The organism is Bradyrhizobium elkanii USDA 76 (assembly GCF_023278185.1).
Lineage (GTDB): Bacteria > Pseudomonadota > Alphaproteobacteria > Rhizobiales > Xanthobacteraceae > Bradyrhizobium > Bradyrhizobium elkanii.
Window position 1 is genome coordinate 7,042,613 of record NZ_CP066356.1, and the last position, 15,855, is coordinate 7,058,467.

Here is a 15,855-nt window from a genome sequence, read left to right on the forward strand (position 1 = left end):
CGATACATCCGCGCGCGACACGCTCCAGCGAAATCCTCGCCTCTCAGCCGACAACGGCCGGCTGCTTCACAGGCTTGGGTGAGACACGCGTCCACTCGAGCCCGTCGACCAGCATCGCGAGCTGCGTCGCACTCAAACGCACCGCGCCGTCGCGGATCGGCGGCCAGGTGAAATGCCCTTCGTGCAACCACTTCGTTACAAGCACCATGCCGTTGCCGTCCCACGCCAGCAGCTTCACTCTGTCGGAACGTTTGGAACGGAAAACGAAGACGGTGCCGTCATAAGGACTCGTGTGTAACGCTTCGCTCACCAGCGCCGACAGCGTGTGCACCGACTTGCGAAAGTCGACCGGCTGGGATGCCAGCATCACCTTGAGGTCGGGCCGCAGCGCTATCATCGATCGCCTCTGAGCACCGACAGCACCGTGCAAAGCGTCGCAGTGTCCACTTCTCCCTCGACGCGAATGCGCGCCCCACTCACCTCGATCTCGACCACCCCACAGGCCATGGTCGGCGGCGCGGTCACCTTCAAGGGCCTCGCTTGCGCCGACGCTGCGAGCTGGCCGCTCTCGGCGCCAATCTGGATCGGCACGAAGCTCGGCGCCTTGCCGGCCATTGCCGTAATCTGGCGTCGCCACACCGTGAGCAGCCCGCGGGAAACGCCGTTGCGCCGCGCTACCTCGGAGATGTTCGTGCCTTCCTCAAAACTCTCCGCCACGATCCGGGCCTTCTCCTCGCCCGTCCATCGTCGCCGCCGGCGCTCCCCGGTGATCACCTCGACACGACGATAGGAGTCACCTTCCTGCCTGGCATCAAGCATGGCATTTACCATCGATCCACCTCCTCCGAGCAACTCATGCCAGGCTCTATCGCGCGTAAGCCCAGGGTGGGCTAGGTGGGGGCCTCATGCCGGTTACGCTGAATACGAGCACGTATTGTTCGAACAACCGCACGGCCATCCGGCCGCCGAGGCTGCGGGGAAGCCGCTGCACCGAGGCAGGATCGGTCGTTACGTCCAAGATCTGACGCGAGCCCAGATCGAGGAATTCGAGCAGATCGCCGAAAGTGAGCTGAGCCGACTTGGGTATCTGTCGGCTCCCCGCCTGTCTGGCGACGCGTGAGCCGCCCGCGCTGTTCCGCCGCGCCTCGTGGACTGCCACGAAGCTATCTTGCGCTGCTCGTCGGCCAGACCATTTCGCTGCTGGGCTCTAATGTAACCTTGCTGGCGCTGCCGCTAACCGCAATCACGTTGCTGGACGCGGGACCGGCGCAAACGGGGCTGCTGTTGGCCTGCGGTCGAGCGCCGTACCTGGTGGTGAGTCTGTTCGCCGGGGTCGTCGTGGACCGCCTCCCGCATCGGCGGATCCTTTTGACCGCCAATCTGGTGATGGCGGCGACGCTGGCCACAATTCCCTTGTTCGCCAACCTTGGACATCTTGGACTGGTTCAGTTGTACACGACGAGCATGCTGGTTGGGGTTGCCGCAGTGATCGCTGACGTGGCTTATCTGGCGTGCATACCCACCCTGCTAGATCGCTCACAGCTGGTTCGGGCACAGAGTTCATTGGAGCTCAGCCAAGCGGGCGCGATGGCAGCAGGTCCGTTCCTGGCCGGTTGGCTCGTCAACGAATTCTCTGCCCCGACCGCAATACTGGCGGACTCGATTTCATTTTTGCTTGCCGCCGCGTTGCTGTCTCTGGTGCCCCTGCGTAACGCTGGGTGCTCGGAGGCCGCGCCGAGAGCAGTGCTCGGCCAAGTCGCCGAGGGTTTGGTAAGCCTGTTCGGCAATCCGGTTTTGCGGGCAGTCACGTTGGCGAGCGGCACATTCATCTTTTGGCACAACGCGTATTCTGCGGCGTTTCTGCTGCATTTGACCAAGGATCTCGGGTTTGACAGCCGGCTCGTCGGCATGGCGCTCGGCATCGGTGCGCTTGGCGGTGTGGTCGGTGCGGCTAGCTCACCGCGGGTGGGCCGGGCGATCGGCCTCGGCCCAACTTTAATGATCGGTTTGGCGGTGAGCGCCGGCGGAATGAGCTTGGCGGCCCTGCTCACCCAGCCCTGGTGGGCCGCAGTGGCATGCGTGACCCTCTCTCAATTCATGCTGTGGATCGGCCAAGGGATCTACAACGTGCAGCAGGTTCCCATTCGATATGCGTTGGCCCCGCCGCACTTACAGGGCCGGATCAATGCGAGTATCCGCAGCGTGGTGTGGGGACTGGCCTCATTGGGGGCGCTCGCCGGCGGCGCGGTCGCTGCTGCGACGAGCCTGCGCACCACGTTGCTCGCGAGCAGCGTGCTTGGCATGGCCTCCATAGTGTGGATTTGGCCGCTGCGCCAGGCGCGCAGCTTGCGTCTATGACCGCGACGGACTGGCTCATGGACATCAAAGAATTTGGCGATCTTGATCGGCAGCCTGGGCGGCTAATGGTTTGGCGGATCAACGTCACCGAGCCGATCAGCTGGCGGGCTGACCCGCGCCGCCCGTCCTATGTGCAAGAGGAACATCTTCGCTCTGCGGACGATGGCCGACCGGGCTGGCTCGGCGCAGCATTCGAGTTGCCAGGCGAGCTCAATGCCGCTGCGCTGACCAAAGCGATCCTTGGCTGGGTCGATCGGCACGAGGTATTACGCAGCCGATTGGCCAAGGATGGATCGGCAATGCGTCGCGCCACGATTGATCCAGGCGCTGCAGCGCTTGAGCAAACCGTGGTGAGTGACTGCGCCGATAGCGGCGAAACTGCTCAGCTGCTCGAAAAACTGTTTGACGCGGAGACCAACCCGCTGCGCTGGCCGGCGTACGTCTTCGTGACGATCAGCCGGCCGACATCCACGAGCCTCCTGCTCGCCTCCGACCACTCTGTTAGCGATGCCTACTCGATGGCCTTGGTACCGTATGAGATCCACGAACTGTACACAGCCGCGATCCGTCGAGTGGAACCCCAGCTGGCGGCGGTGCACAGCTATCTGGATCACGCCGAGGCCGAACGAGAGCGATTGACCGATCTAACCGATGACCATCCTGCTATCTGCCATTGGCGCGAGCTGATCGCGGCGAACGGCGGTCAATTGCCGGACTTTCCGCTATCATTCGATACGCCGGAGAAATCCTTGCAGCGGAGCGGAAAAATGTGGCTGCTCGATGCGGCTGGCGCATGCGAATTCGATCGCGGCTGCAGGTCCCAGGGCGGAAACGCGGCGACGGGAATTTTCGCCTGTCTGGCGCTGGCAGGAAAGACACTGGCGAACCAACGACAATTCCACGCCGTTGCACCCTTTCACACCAGGTACGATCTGCGATCGATGCGTTCGGTTGGATGGTATGTCGGGATGAGCCCGGTGAGCTTCCGGGTGGCCGATACGTTGCCGGAAATCCTGAACGCCGCCCGGTTCGAACTCAAACGCGCCAAGAAAACGGCTCAGGTGCCATTTTCAAAGGCCATGGAGCTGCTCGGCACCACACTGCGCGACCGTTTCATGGTATCCTATATGGACAATCGGACGGTGCCCGGATCGGACCGCTGGCCCCATTGGCGGACGCGATTTCTGATTAGCCGTAGCTCCGATGCGTGCGAGACATACCTATGGATCAGTCGCTGGCAGGACGGAATTTCCGTGAACTTCCGCCACCCTGGTACAGCCACCGCGCGAAGTGCGATGGACAACTATCTTGCTGAGGTGGCCGCGCAGGCCCATCTGATCAGCGGCGCCCGTCCGCTACCGCGGCTCTCAATCGACTGACAGGATGGCCGAGAGGTTAGCGTTCTTGACCAAGAACCGCTCGCGTTACGATCACGATCATTCGGGTGACCGGAAGGGAGCTAAATTAAGGAGCCGAGAGCGCCATCTGCTCCGAGGCGGGCGCAAGCATAGGCCCTATCTGCTCTATCTTTTGGTTCGGGCGACTTTCTCGCGCGTGGCTTTGCGAGCGATCAAGATGATCCTCGCCAGAGGCCAAGTCGACACAATTCTTGCTCCGGACAGCAACGTGCGTAGTGCCGACCAGGATTTCGGGTCTACCACCAGCCAGATATTGCGATCAATTGCGAGTTAGCATCCTCACATCCATGCCTTTCTTGCATTGAGCTAGCGATGGCACGGTCATTGCAAGTCTTCGTTCAATGAATGGATTCGCCCCCACACGGCAGGCGTTGATTTTACGGGATCATGCGCTGATGCAGGCATATTCGTGCATGAAGGCGCAGAGGCTCATCGACGATGCTTTGTGCCAGCGACGTATCACGGAATACAAGCTGCAGCCGATGAGCGGCGACGAACTCGCTATCCAACGCCCCACTGGCGATTGACTTGGGCTGGAGACGAATGTTTCGGCATGACGGAACAATAGCGGTGGAAAGCGCGTAATTGAAGTGGCGCATCTTAAGGATCTACGAGAACTGATGCAGCTGCTTTGGCATTTGTTCGAAGCAGTGAACCGCCTTCCGAGGGGGCCAGAGCATACAGCAGCAGTTCGGACGATTAAGCGCTTTGAGCGTCGGCTGGCAGTATTGGTTCAGGCATCTGAGAAAGCTCGAGCTGCTCGCCCCGGAGTCGCGAGCCGTGCCGCCCCGCCAAACAAATGATCGTCAAACGATAATAGTATTTATCGAAGGTACCTAAGTGCGCTATCGCCAAGGCCTGCATAGCGACCGAGACGGGAACGTGAGGCTTGCAGCATCCATTCGCGCGGTGATCGGCCGTCCTGCGGCGCTGCGCCGCAGAGAATCCGAGGCAGGTCTTCCGGGGAATGACGACCAGGGCCGGATGTGATAGGCGCTAGAAGCGTGTATTCTTAAGCAATACATCACCTTCCACAGCGCGGGGATAATGAGCCGCCACTTCGAATGACGGCAATAGATCAAGAATAGCCTGCAGCGACAGCTGACCTTCGTAGAGCTCTCGGTCGCTATACTCCGTGTACACGAAGCGCGTATTGCTCAAGGTCTGCATGCCGCCTGCAATGACGTCGGCCTCCGCGCCTTGGACATCCATCCAAATGAAGTCAACCGTGTTCAGCTTAGCCTCGCTGCACCAATCGTCCAGCCGCCGGGTTTCAACCGAGAACGGGCGATCGAACCGAACCCAATCATACTCGGTAAGATGGTTTTTCGGTCGGCGTATCGAGCCGGAGAGATCCCATTCTTTTGCTTCTCCATCTGCATTGCTTGGATGGAAATCGATCGTCCCGTTTCTATCACTGATCGCGATTTCAAGCAGCTGCACCTTATCGAGGGAAAGGCCCAACTTCTTCTTGAAGCGCGCGATCGCCCGAGGGTCCGGCTCGAAGCAGTAAAGCTGAGCTTGTGGGCACAGGGTAAGAAACTGTTGCGTATCGGTTCCGTCATTGCAGCCGATATCCAAGATGACCGGATCGGGCTTCTGAAGAAGTGAAACGATATGCTGATGTACTTCTACAGACGACACAGGTTGTTTTCCTATTGGCGCGGAGATCGGTTGGATTCGCCATCAACTTCGCAATCACACGCCAGACGCTTCGGCACAACGTATATCAACGTATATAATCCATATGCCGGTCCCAATCGCCTTGATCCATCAGCGCTATGCAGCGCCGTCGACGCAAAACAGCCCGGCCGTATAGTTTTCCTTTAGCCAGTTCGTACGAGCAGCTTTGCTCGCAGGGCCGACAAGGAAGAGCCGTGAAAAAGATAGGGAAGGAGACTGTCGGCGCTTGATTGCTATCCCATTCGTGGGCCGTGATCGGCCTGATCTTGTTGCGCCGAGCGTGCACGACCTTGATCCATGCGCGTGACGGTAAACTCATATTTTGACGAGAAGCAATGTCAGGTTGGCAACAGCTTGGCGAGCTGTGTACACAAAAACGTTTGCTTCCCGACGAATGCACGAGCGGGCCAAGCGAGAGATTCAGCACGATTGCAGGCAGATCGCTCGGCTCATCTTTGGCCTGGCTCTTGCAACAATGAGGCTGCTCAAAAGGCGCCCATTGTCAACTCGTTCAAATGCTCAGGAGGCCTACATGAATTTCCGTCCGCTTCACGACCGCGTCGTGGTCAAGCGCATCGACGCTGAAGAGAAGACAGCTGGCGGCATCATCATTCCCGACACAGCCAAGGAAAAGCCCTCGCAGGGCGAAGTCGTCGCGGTTGGCCCAGGCGGCCGTGACGAGACCGGCAAGTTGATTCCGATCGACGTAGAGGTCGGCGATCGCGTGCTGTTCGGAAAGTGGTCAGGGACCGAGGTGAAGGTCGACGGTCAGGAGCTGTTGATCATGAAGGAGAGCGACATTATGGGCGTTCTCACCGATGTGTTTTCCAAGAAAAAAGCCGCCTAGTCCCAGCCCTCCACATCCACTCCGCCCTTGACAAACGCCTTGCCCGGGCGCGTCGAAGGATGAGAAACTGAACTGAGGAAATTCGATTATGTCAGCCAAGGAAGTCAAGTTCGGCGTAGAAGCGCGAGACCGCATGTTGCGCGGTGTCGACATTCTCGCCAACGCCGTGCAGGTCACCCTCGGTCCGAAGGGCCGCAACGTGGTGCTCGAGAAGTCGTTTGGCGCTCCCCGCATCACCAAGGACGGCGTCGCCGTCGCCAAGGAGGTGGAGCTCGAGGAGAAGTTCGAGAACATGGGTGCCCAGATGGTGCGCGAGGTCGCGGCCAAGGCAGCGGACGCCGCCGGTGACGGCACCACCACCGCGACCGTGCTTGCGGCTGCCATCGTGCGCGAGGGCGCCAAGTCGGTCGCCGCCGGCATGAACCCGATGGATCTGAAGCGCGGTATCGACCTCGCGGTCGAAGCCGTCGTTGCGGACCTCCAGAAGAACTCGAAGAAGGTCACCTCGAACGAGGAGATCGCCCAGGTCGGCACCATCTCCGCCAACGGCGACGCCGAGATCGGCAAGTTCCTCGCCGACGCCATGAAGAAGGTCGGCAACGAGGGCGTCATCACGGTCGAGGAAGCCAAGTCGCTCGAGACCGAGCTCGACGTCGTCGAGGGCATGCAGTTCGACCGCGGCTACATCTCGCCCTACTTCGTCACCAACGCCGACAAGATGCGCGTTGAGATGGAGGACGCCTACATCCTGATCAACGAGAAGAAGCTCTCCTCGCTGAACGAGCTGCTGCCGCTGCTCGAGGCCGTGGTGCAGACCGGCAAGCCGCTGGTCATCGTCGCCGAGGACGTCGAAGGCGAGGCCTTGGCCACGCTCGTCGTGAACCGCCTGCGTGGCGGCCTGAAGGTCGCGGCCGTCAAGGCTCCGGGCTTCGGCGATCGCCGCAAGGCCATGCTGCAGGACATCGCGATCCTGACCGGCGGCCAGGCCATCTCGGAAGACCTCGGCATCAAGCTCGAGAACGTCACGCTGCAGATGCTCGGTCGCGCCAAGAAGGTGATGATCGACAAGGAGAACACCACGATCGTCAACGGAAGTGGCAAGAAGGCCGACATCGACGCCCGCATAGCCCAGATCAAGGCGCAGATCGAGGAGACCACCTCGGACTACGACCGTGAGAAGCTGCAGGAGCGCCTCGCCAAGCTCGCAGGCGGCGTCGCGGTGATCCGCGTCGGCGGCGCGACCGAGGTCGAGGTGAAGGAGCGCAAGGATCGCGTTGATGACGCGATGCACGCGACCCGCGCGGCTGTCGAGGAAGGCATTCTCCCGGGCGGCGGCGTCGCCCTGCTCCGGGCCTCCGAGCAGCTCAAGGGCCTGCGCACCACGAACGACGACCAGAAGACCGGCGTCGAGATCGTGCGCAAGGCGCTGTCCTGGCCGGCCCGGCAGATCGCGATCAACGCCGGTGAAGATGGCTCGGTCGTGGTCGGTAAAGTCCTGGAGAAGGATCAATACCCTTACGGCTTCGACGCGCAGACTGGCGAGTACAGCAACCTTGTCTCCAAGGGCATCATTGACCCGACCAAGGTCGTGCGCATCGCGGTCCAGAACGCCTCCTCGGTGGCGGCGTTGCTGATCACGACGGAAGCGATGGTTGCCGAGCTGCCGAAGAAGATCGCGCCCGGTCCCGCGATGCCTCCGGGCGGAGGCATGGGCGGCATGGACTTCTGATCCCTCCTCTCAAAAGGATCGACAGGCAGAACCCTGGCAGCAATGCCAGGGTTTTCAACTTCGGGCAAACTTGCAACCACACCGCCATTGTCAGGCTGAGTTGGATCGGCAGTTGGCCCCGAGAAGCACAACGGCCGAAGCCATCCAGCCGTTTATATCAGCGACGCTCCGACCCAGCCCAAGATGGCTAGTCTGACTTTTCTCCCGGCGCCGCTCGGCTTGAAAATGAATCGGGCTCCCACATGGATTTCCGGGGCTGCTGAACCGGAATCCGCAACCGCTGTTCCCAAATTGGCTCCCTTCGCGGCATGGTTCCAAAGTAAGCGGCAAAGAGACCCCGTCTGGCGGAGTGGGTAAGCGATCGGCTATCGGCTGCTGAGTTTGTGAGCCGATGTGAGCTTCTATGTCTGCGCCTAGTTCTGGAACTAGAACCTTCCATATGATCGAAGCGGTTGCCGAGCGTCTTGAGGGAGCGCCGCGGCAGCTTCGCCGACGCTGGTCGGACGAGTTTAAGGCGCAAGTTGTGACAGAGGCGCTGGAGCCTGGCGCGAGTGTCTCGGCGATCGCCCGCCGGATTGGCATTCACCCGTCGCAGCTGTTCGCCTGGCGCCGTGATGCTCGGGCAGAGCGACATTGTCCCGCGCGGCACTCGAGTTGCGAGGGTGTGGTGGTGTCTGCGGCAGGCGCAGTGATCGAAATTGCCATTGGCGAGGTGATCGTGCGCGCCGGCGTGGACGTCGACGAGGCGCAGTTGCAGCGGGTGATCCGGGCGGTGCGTTCGGCATGATCCCCTCCGGCGTGAAGGTGTTCCTGGCTAGCCATCCAGTCGACTTCCGCAAGGGTATCGATGGCCTTGTTGCGCTGGTACGCGATGCCGGCTCAGATCCGTTCGATGGTTCGCTTTATGTGTTCCGCGCCAAAAGAGCCGACCGAATAAAGATCGTATGGTGGGATGGCTCTGGCGTGTGCCTTTATTTAAAACGGCTTGAGAAGGCGAGGTTCTGCTGGCCGCGGATCGGACATCATCGGGTGCAGCTGAATGCTGCGCAGTTGATGGCCCTGGTCGATGGGATGGACTGGAAGCGGGTCCGGACCGCGGCGGTCAAGCCGCCGGAGATTGTTGGGTAAAAGCACTGCGGCGAAGTGAATCAGTGAGCTGAAAGGGCAAGAGAACAGGGGCAAAATGTGCTCTGGTAGGCCCAATGATGCCGCCCGATCTCAACCTCCCAAATGACGTGGAGATGCTAAAGGCCATGGTGCTTGCCATGGCCGAGAAAGCGGCCCGCGCCGATGCTCTGGAGAGTGAGGTCGCCGATCTCAAGGCCTGCAACGCCGATGCCGATGCGCGCATCGAGCGACTGACACAGATCCTGAAGGCCTTCGACCGCGCCCGGTTCGGCCGACGATCGGAAAAGCTCGGCTCTGCGAATGGCGACGTCGAACAGCAAGCCTTTGTCTTCGAGGAGATCGAGACCGGCATCGCTGCGATCAAGGCCCAGGTCAGCAAGGGCCGTGCGCAAGCGGATAGCAAGCGTGCACCGCGTCGGCGCAAGGGCTTTGCGCCCCATCTGGAACGGATCGAAACTGTCATTGAGCCGGAAGAGCTGGCTGAGCATGCCGGCAAGCAGAAAGTGCTGATCGGCGAGGACGTGTCGGAGCGTCTGGATGTGGTGCCGGTAAAGTTCCGTGTGATCGTCACGCGCCGTCCCAAGTATGCGTTCAAGAACGCGGACGGCGTGATCCAGGCGCCGGCCCCGGCCCATATCATCGAAGGAGGCATTTGTCACTGGGCGGTGAATACTCCCCAAATGTGGGCATCGAAAATTCCCTAGCTGGCATCCCAGCCTGAAGGGGCCGCGGCGCGCAGGCCCCACATACCGGAGCGCTGCGGCCCTTTCAGGCTTTCCGCATCCGATCCTGTCGCCGAAGCGATTCGGGGGCGGAACGGATGATCCAGCTTGGAGATCTCATTGTGATTTTGGACCTTCATCGTCAGGGCTTGTCGATCAGCGCGATCGCCCGGCGCACGGGACGCGACCCGAAAACGATCCGCAAATACATTGCGCGTGGCCTCGAGCCACCCGCCTATGGCCCGCGGCAGGCTGGCCGGCCGAGCAAGCTGGCGCCCTATCTCGATTATCTGCGTGAACGTATCGCCGCGTTCCCGGACTTGAGTGCCGTCCGCTTAACACGCGAGCTTCGGGAGCACGGCTACACTGGCGCCTATACGGCCGTGAAACGCTTCGCGGCTGCGATCCGTCCTGACCACGTACCTAAACCCTTTGAAGTGCGATTTGAGACGCCTGCCGGGAAGCAGGCGCAGGTGGATTTTGCTCGCTTCGTGAGCATCTTTACCGACGAGCCCGGCGTGACGCGGATCATTTGGCTGTTCTCGATGGTGCTCGGCCATTCGCGCTTTATCTTCGCCCGCTTCGTCATGCATCAGGACCTACAAACGCTGCTGCGCTGCCACATGCAGGCTTTTGCGGCGATCGGCGGCGTCCCGATCGAGATCCTTTACGATCGTATGAAGACGGCCGTCACAGGCGAGGATCGCGATGGTCACATCGTCTATAATCGGTCGCTCCTGGCGCTTGCACAACATTACGGCTTCCATCCGAGGGCCTGCCGACCGTATCGCGCGAAGACCAAGGGCAAGGTCGAGCGTCCGTTCAGCTACATCCGGCAGGACTTCTTCCTTGCGCGCAGCTTCCGCAATCTCGACGATCTCAACGCTCAACTCGACGACTGGCTCGCGACTGTCGCCAACGCGCGCGTGCACGGCACCACGCAGAAAGTCGTCGCTGAGGCGTTTGCCGCCGAGAGGCCCGAGCTGCAGATGTTGCCGGCAGGGCCGTTCGACGCGTTGCTCAAGCTCGAACGGCGTGTCAGCCACGACGGGCTCGTGTCGATCGGCGGCAACTATTACAGCGTCCCCGACCGTACCCGCCGCATTGTCGAGGTGCAGCAATTGCCCGATGTAATCCGCATTCTCGATCAAGGCCAAATCGTCGCCGTCCATCCTGTTTTGGAAGGCCGCCGACGAACCCGTGTCGCACCCGAGCATCGCCAGGTGGTCAATCGGTCCAGGTCGCGACCTGGCGCCTCCGAAGCCCTCGTCGGTCGGACCGGCGATCACATCCCACGACGGTCGTTGGAGTTTTACCAAACTGTCGGCAAACGGCTCGCCCAATCGGGAGGCCGGCCATGACCATCCACACGCAGCCGGCAGCGATCGACAGCGTCAAGAAAAGCCTGGTCGCACTCAAGATGCCGCGCGCCCTGGAAATACTGGACACGACGCTCCGCCGCGTCGAGCAGGGTGAGGTCACATGGATCGAAGCGCTTGATCAGCTGCTGATCGAGGAGCTAACGCTGCGCGACAATCGCCGTGTCAGCACCGCGCTGAGAATGTCGCGCCTGACCACCGTCAAAACGCTCGCCGGCTTCGACTTCGCATTCCAGCCGTCCCTCGATCGCAATCGTATCCTGGCTCTTGCCGAATTGAAGTTCATCGACCGCGCAGAGGTGGTCCATCTGCTTGGGCCACCCGGCACCGGCAAGAGCCATCTCGCGACCGCGCTCGCGGTCGAGGCCGTGAAGGCTGGAAAGAGCGTCGCGTTCGCCACGCTCGCCGATATCGTCACCACCCTTGCAAAAGCCGAGCGCGAAGGCTCTTTGCGTGAGCGCCTACGGTTCCTTGCCCGCGCCTCCCTCCTTGTCGTCGACGAAATTGGTTACCTTCCAGTCGTGCCCGGCGGCGGCAACCTGTTCTTCCAGTTGGTCAATGCGCGCTATGAGAAAGGCGCGATGATCTTGACTTCGAACCGCGGATTCGCCGAATGGGGCGAAGTTTTTGGCGATCCTGTCGTTGCCACGGCATTGCTTGATCGCCTGCTTCACCACGCCGTTGTCATCCAAATCGAGGGATCGAGTTATCGGCTCCGGCAGCACGCCGCTCTGGTGCCGGAAAACGTCCGCTCGCGCCCACTCGCAAACCCGCCGCAGCCCAAGCGCCGCGGCCGCCCGCCTGGAAAGGCCAATGACGATCCCGATGCCGGCTGATCCCCGAAACCAAAGTCGTCGCCGTCACCTAGGGAAATTTGGAAGCCCATTCTCACGGAAAGTTCGCCGCCCGTTGACAGCATTCCGACGGAAGCGCTTTTGGCCCAGATCGCCGTCGCCAAATATGCCGACGGCCTGCCGCTCTACCGGCAGGAGGCGATCTACGCCCGCGACAAGGTCGAGCTAGACCGCCAGTTGATGGCGCAATGGATGGGCAAGCTCGGCTTCGAGCTGGAGATCCTGGCCGACTACATCTTCAGCGAGGTCAAGAAGGCCGAACGGGTCTTTGCCGACGAAACCACTTTGCCGACGCTCGCTCCGGGCTCCGGATCGACGAAAACGGCCTATTTGTGGGCCTATGCCAGGGATGACCGAACGTTTGGCCGCGACGGTCCCCCGATGGTGGCTTATCGCTTCGAAGACAGCCGCTCCGGCGAATGCGCGGTCCGGCACCTCAATGGTTATCGCGGCATCCTGCAGGTGGATGGCTATGCCGCCTATAACAAGCTCGCGCGATCCGATCGCGGCAATGATGGCATCACATTGGCTGGCTGCTGGTCACACTGCCGGCGCAAGTTCTACGAGTTACATGTTGCAGGGAGCTCAGAAGTGGCAACGGCGACGGTCGAGCGGATGGCGAAGCTTTGGCAGGTCGAGAAGACCGTGCGCGGTCAAAGCCCCGACGCACGCGTCGCCGCGCGCCAGCAAGCCTCCGCGGCGATCGTCGCAGATCTCTTCGACCTCTGGCAGCAGACCTTGCGGCGGATCTCCGGCAAATCAAAACTGGCTGAGGCGATCCGCTATGCCGTCTCGCGCCGCGCCATCTTCGAGCGCTTCCTGGCCGACGGCCGCATCGAGCTCGACTCCAACATCGTCGAACGCGCCATCAGGCCACAAACAATTACGAGAAAGAATAGTCTCTTCGCTGGCAGCGACGGCGGCGGACAAACCTGGGCGACTATCGCAACACTGCTGCAGACGGCGAAGATGAACAACATCGATCCGTTCGCCTGGCTCGCCGTAACGCTTCAGCGTATCGCCAACGGTTGGCCGAGCAGCGAACTCGACGCGCTTATGCCATGGAACCACGCCGCCTGACGGCCTCAGCTTGCCGCTTACGTTCCAAACACGGAGATACCGTGCGAACCACTGGGCGCAGAAGCCGCTCGGAATGAAGTCAAGTCCCGCGTGTGGTAGGCGGTCGCGTTCCGGCCCATAAAGAGGTTCAGTGCTCTCGGCGCGCCAATCGGTCCGAAAATCAAACGCCTAGAATTTACGACCGTTCGCATTTTACTTGCCGATCGCTCGTTGTTTGTAGATCAAGCTAACTTGTTCATCGAACGACTTAACGGCAACTTTCGCCGATGGTAGCCGTAGATCCGAACATCTTCGCGGATCTGCTCGCTGACCGAGCGCACGATACGTTTCTTCCGCCAGTTCCTGTTGAGATCGATCGGAATGGAATTGCCTCGAGGAACGACAAGAAGATCGTTCCGTTCGTTCAAGTAGACATCGTACATTGAAGTCCTCGCTCCAGGTCAACATAAGCCGAAGCCCCAGACCTTTGGTGACTTGGACGACACAGTCTCAAGAAAGCCGAACAGGGTGCTTTGCTCTCGGAACGCCTAGGCTGGCAGGGACGAATTCTGCTTCATCTAGGCAACAGGGACGAAGCTGAAAAACACTTCAGACTAGGCACCGTCTCGATCGGCGGGAGTCGGAGGCCTCGGCTTGGGTTGTTTTAAGCTCGTCGTTCCTAATGGTGCCGACCTATGCAACTAGCCGTGGCTTTCCGTGCTGCTTGCTTTCTAGTGATCCGGCTGGCGTCTATAACCTAATATCTGTTTCTGGGCTCAGTTGGCATTATCCTGCCCCTCATTTCGGGAGACCCCTTTTTGAAATGAAGGAAGTTACAGACATCATAACATTCTACGTCATTCAAGCGGAAGCCATACGACGATATGTGGTTCACCAGAAAGACCGGATCGAAAGCGAACGCCTTGAACCCGTTGGAACAATCTAATCGAACATAGTCATCCGTGCGCGCCACCCCCTTAACGGTGATGCCACAAAGGTCATAGTATTCATGGCGAGCCACCGTTGCCGTCTCGCTCGTCGAAAAGAGCGACAAAGCTAGATCAAAAGGCGCTTTACAGACCAGCGACAGAAATTCCATCGGCGCATCCATCGTGCCAATGAAATTAAATGGCAGTATGCAGAGCACCTTTCCATCATATCGGCGCATTATCTCGTCGATTAACCGCGTTCTTTCGAAGAATTTTCTGGCTTCGCAGCGGATAACCGCTCCTCTCCGATTTTTTAACCGACGCATACGAGGTGGATTTATTTCAATGCCAAGATAATCATTGTCATCGTTCTTAATGCCGATAAGGCGGTAGCCACTACAACCTACTTCTATGATCAGCTTGTAGTGGGTCTTGCACAGGAGATCGAGGTAAAATAGTCTCTCACGACGATGAAATTGCCGCACCTCGGCAGTGAAGTAGCTCGGACGCATGAGACGTACGCCTTCATCGCCTAGGTAGATCGCTCGATTGACTTGCTGGGATCGGAGCGCGGAGGAGTTCACCGGTGCCTCATATCATCTCTTGCGGATGAGACGTAAAGCCTACGGCATCGTCGTCCCATCGCCGTAGTCAATTCGTCGCTCAGCATTTTCGCGGCTGATGCCATATCCCCGACCGTCTGCTCGGGGCAGATGAGGTCCACCACTGTACCGGGCGGCGTCCAACTCTCGGGCAGGTCGGTTACGTCAATGGTAATAAGGTCCATCGAAACGAAGCCGACGATAGGCGCACGACGACCATATATGAAGACATGCCCTCGATTACCCAGAGTACGCGGAAATCCATCTGCATAACCAATCGCGGCGGTCGCGACCCGCATCCGCTTCTTTACTGTGTAGGACCTGAAGTATCCGATCGCTTCCCCATGCTCGACTTTACGGCATTGAATAATTTGCGTTCGCAGATGAACAACTTGCATTGGCTTGAAATCGGGATCCTCGGACGTCGAGAAGCCGAAAATTCCTCCACCCGATCTTACGAGGTCAAAATGAAACTCACGTCCGGCGAACAATCCGGCCGAATTCGATAGGGAAAGATGCGCATTCGGGAATAAGTGGGAAAGTCTGCGAAACCGATTCAGTTGTTGGAGACAAATCTCGTCTCGCCACTCTGCACAGGCGAGCTGACTCATGAACAGCACGACAGGCAATTCAGATAATCCGCTTCTATTTTCGGCGATTGCGCGCAACTCATCAATGGAAAACCCCAATCGAGACAGGCCAGTGTCGACATGAATTCCTGCGGGCAGCGCGCGATTGCGAAGTCGGCAATGCCGAAGCCAGGCCTCCAATTGTTCCCTGCTGTTGAGGATCGGCAGCAAATTGTGCTGCTCGGCCGCCAGCTCCATGCCCGGCAAAGCGCCGTAGAGCATATAGATCCTTGCCGATGATGGCAGCACATCGCGCAGGGCGACGCCCTCCTCCACATCAGCGACGAAAAAATGCGCGCAGCCGAGGGAAGCCAGGAAGGGCGCTATACGTGTCGCGCCAAGACCGTAGGCATCAGCCTTGAGGACGGCGCCGCAAGCGCTGCGAGGCGCAAGCCCCTGGCACTTCCGATAGTTGGCTTCAATGGCGCTGAGATCAACAATCATGGTCGATCTCGACGTCTCGCGAACGGACTCTACAGGTTTATGATAGGGATAGGCTTCGAGACCAATCGGCATAT

At 59.9% G+C, this 15,855-nt stretch carries 16 protein-coding genes and 2 pseudogenes; 12 read left to right on the forward strand and 6 right to left on the reverse strand.

Annotation, left to right across the window (positions count from 1 at the left end):
- Window positions 1-43 precede the first annotated feature (43 nt).
- Window positions 44-397, reverse strand: a complete 354-nt coding sequence (gene tnpB, locus JEY66_RS33735; RefSeq protein ID WP_018268845.1) for an IS66 family insertion sequence element accessory protein TnpB — start codon at window positions 395-397, stop codon at window positions 44-46.
- Entirely contained in the window at window positions 394-831 is a 438-nt protein-coding gene (gene tnpA / locus JEY66_RS45210; protein WP_038381409.1) for an IS66-like element accessory protein TnpA, read from the reverse strand. Before tnpA ends, tnpB (JEY66_RS33735) begins: the two co-directional genes overlap by 4 nt.
- A gap of 103 nt (window positions 832-934) precedes the next feature.
- Between tnpA and JEY66_RS33745 the strand changes: the two genes are divergently transcribed.
- From JEY66_RS33745 to JEY66_RS33760, 4 genes are all read left to right on the forward strand, one after another.
- The gene (locus JEY66_RS33745) at window positions 935-1,120 is read left to right on the forward strand and encodes a hypothetical protein (RefSeq protein ID WP_038376181.1); all 186 of its coding nucleotides are present in this window, start codon (window positions 935-937) and stop codon (window positions 1,118-1,120) included.
- Entirely contained in the window at window positions 1,117-2,358 is a 1,242-nt protein-coding gene (locus JEY66_RS33750) for an MFS transporter (protein WP_240536984.1), read from the forward strand. Before JEY66_RS33745 ends, JEY66_RS33750 begins: the two co-directional genes overlap by 4 nt.
- Window positions 2,359-2,375: 17 nt before the next feature.
- The gene (locus JEY66_RS33755) at window positions 2,376-3,737 is read left to right on the forward strand and encodes a condensation domain-containing protein (protein ID WP_233475763.1); all 1,362 of its coding nucleotides are present in this window, start codon (window positions 2,376-2,378) and stop codon (window positions 3,735-3,737) included.
- A 380-nt stretch (window positions 3,738-4,117) separates the two neighbouring features.
- Window positions 4,118-4,303 (forward strand): hypothetical protein, encoded by a 186-nt coding sequence (locus tag JEY66_RS33760; protein WP_016845961.1) that lies wholly within the window; start codon window positions 4,118-4,120, stop codon window positions 4,301-4,303.
- Window positions 4,304-4,772: 469 nt separating this feature from the next.
- On the opposite strand, the gene JEY66_RS33765 is transcribed toward JEY66_RS33760, so the two are convergent.
- On the reverse strand, window positions 4,773-5,420 hold the full coding sequence (locus JEY66_RS33765) for an FkbM family methyltransferase (RefSeq protein WP_016845960.1): 648 nt from the start codon (window positions 5,418-5,420) through the stop codon (window positions 4,773-4,775).
- Window positions 5,421-5,991: 571 nt separating this feature from the next.
- On the opposite strand from JEY66_RS33765, the gene groES reads away from it, so the two are divergent.
- From groES to tnpC, 8 genes and pseudogenes are all read left to right on the forward strand, one after another.
- Window positions 5,992-6,306, forward strand: coding sequence for a co-chaperone GroES (gene groES, locus JEY66_RS33770; RefSeq protein WP_016845959.1), 315 nt, complete (start codon window positions 5,992-5,994; stop codon window positions 6,304-6,306).
- A gap of 88 nt (window positions 6,307-6,394) precedes the next feature.
- The gene (gene groL / locus JEY66_RS33775; RefSeq protein WP_168858704.1) at window positions 6,395-8,035 is read left to right on the forward strand and encodes a chaperonin GroEL; all 1,641 of its coding nucleotides are present in this window, start codon (window positions 6,395-6,397) and stop codon (window positions 8,033-8,035) included.
- Window positions 8,036-8,474: 439 nt separating this feature from the next.
- Window positions 8,475-8,822: a transposase gene (locus tag JEY66_RS45215; protein ID WP_018270221.1), complete on the forward strand. Its 348-nt coding sequence runs from the start codon at window positions 8,475-8,477 to the stop codon at window positions 8,820-8,822.
- Entirely contained in the window at window positions 8,819-9,163 is a 345-nt protein-coding gene (tnpB, locus tag JEY66_RS33785) for an IS66 family insertion sequence element accessory protein TnpB (RefSeq protein ID WP_016844268.1), read from the forward strand. Before JEY66_RS45215 ends, tnpB (JEY66_RS33785) begins: the two co-directional genes overlap by 4 nt.
- A gap of 74 nt (window positions 9,164-9,237) precedes the next feature.
- Window positions 9,238-9,816: pseudogene (locus JEY66_RS33790) on the forward strand (transposase domain-containing protein); the annotation flags it as partial.
- Window positions 9,817-9,983: 167 nt separating this feature from the next.
- Window positions 9,984-11,246 carry an IS21 family transposase gene (istA, locus tag JEY66_RS33795; RefSeq protein WP_016844266.1) on the forward strand — a complete coding sequence of 421 codons (1,263 nt, stop codon included), beginning with the start codon at window positions 9,984-9,986 and terminating at the stop codon, window positions 11,244-11,246.
- Window positions 11,243-12,100 carry an IS21-like element helper ATPase IstB gene (istB, locus tag JEY66_RS33800; protein WP_016844265.1) on the forward strand — a complete coding sequence of 286 codons (858 nt, stop codon included), beginning with the start codon at window positions 11,243-11,245 and terminating at the stop codon, window positions 12,098-12,100. Before istA ends, istB begins: the two co-directional genes overlap by 4 nt.
- Before the next feature lie 78 nt (window positions 12,101-12,178).
- Window positions 12,179-13,198, forward strand: a pseudogene (gene tnpC, locus JEY66_RS33805) (IS66 family transposase); the annotation flags it as partial.
- Window positions 13,199-13,419: 221 nt separating this feature from the next.
- Here the strand turns inward: tnpC and JEY66_RS33810 are convergent.
- The 3 genes from JEY66_RS33810 to alr all read right to left on the reverse strand — a co-directional run bounded on the left by JEY66_RS33810 (window position 13,420) and on the right by alr (window position 15,781).
- Complete coding sequence (locus tag JEY66_RS33810) at window positions 13,420-13,620, reverse strand: hypothetical protein (RefSeq protein ID WP_075968505.1); 201 nt, start codon at window positions 13,618-13,620, stop codon at window positions 13,420-13,422.
- Window positions 13,621-13,934: 314 nt separating this feature from the next.
- Window positions 13,935-14,690, reverse strand: coding sequence for a hypothetical protein (locus tag JEY66_RS33815; RefSeq protein ID WP_244620922.1), 756 nt, complete (start codon window positions 14,688-14,690; stop codon window positions 13,935-13,937).
- Window positions 14,687-15,781 carry an alanine racemase gene (gene alr, locus JEY66_RS33820; RefSeq protein WP_016841046.1) on the reverse strand — a complete coding sequence of 365 codons (1,095 nt, stop codon included), beginning with the start codon at window positions 15,779-15,781 and terminating at the stop codon, window positions 14,687-14,689. Before alr ends, JEY66_RS33815 begins: the two co-directional genes overlap by 4 nt.
- Window positions 15,782-15,855: the final 74 nt, after the last annotated feature.

Bases quoted from the DNA above. Each gene is read 5' to 3' on its own strand.
- tnpB (WP_018268845.1), bottom strand. From the start codon at position 397: ATGATAGCGCTGCGGCCCGACCTCAAGGTGATGCTGGCATCCCAGCCG.
- tnpA (WP_038381409.1), bottom strand. From the start codon at position 831: ATGGTAAATGCCATGCTTGATGCCAGGCAGGAAGGTGACTCCTATCGT.
- JEY66_RS33755 (WP_233475763.1), top strand. From the start codon at position 2,376: ATGGACATCAAAGAATTTGGCGATCTTGATCGGCAGCCTGGGCGGCTA.
- JEY66_RS33760 (WP_016845961.1), top strand. From the start codon at position 4,118: ATGAATGGATTCGCCCCCACACGGCAGGCGTTGATTTTACGGGATCAT.
- groES (WP_016845959.1), top strand. From the start codon at position 5,992: ATGAATTTCCGTCCGCTTCACGACCGCGTCGTGGTCAAGCGCATCGAC.
- groL (WP_168858704.1), top strand. From the start codon at position 6,395: ATGTCAGCCAAGGAAGTCAAGTTCGGCGTAGAAGCGCGAGACCGCATG.
- JEY66_RS45215 (WP_018270221.1), top strand. From the start codon at position 8,475: ATGATCGAAGCGGTTGCCGAGCGTCTTGAGGGAGCGCCGCGGCAGCTT.
- tnpB (WP_016844268.1), top strand. From the start codon at position 8,819: ATGATCCCCTCCGGCGTGAAGGTGTTCCTGGCTAGCCATCCAGTCGAC.
- istA (WP_016844266.1), top strand. From the start codon at position 9,984: ATGATCCAGCTTGGAGATCTCATTGTGATTTTGGACCTTCATCGTCAG.
- istB (WP_016844265.1), top strand. From the start codon at position 11,243: ATGACCATCCACACGCAGCCGGCAGCGATCGACAGCGTCAAGAAAAGC.
- JEY66_RS33810 (WP_075968505.1), bottom strand. From the start codon at position 13,620: ATGTACGATGTCTACTTGAACGAACGGAACGATCTTCTTGTCGTTCCT.
- alr (WP_016841046.1), bottom strand. From the start codon at position 15,781: ATGATTGTTGATCTCAGCGCCATTGAAGCCAACTATCGGAAGTGCCAG.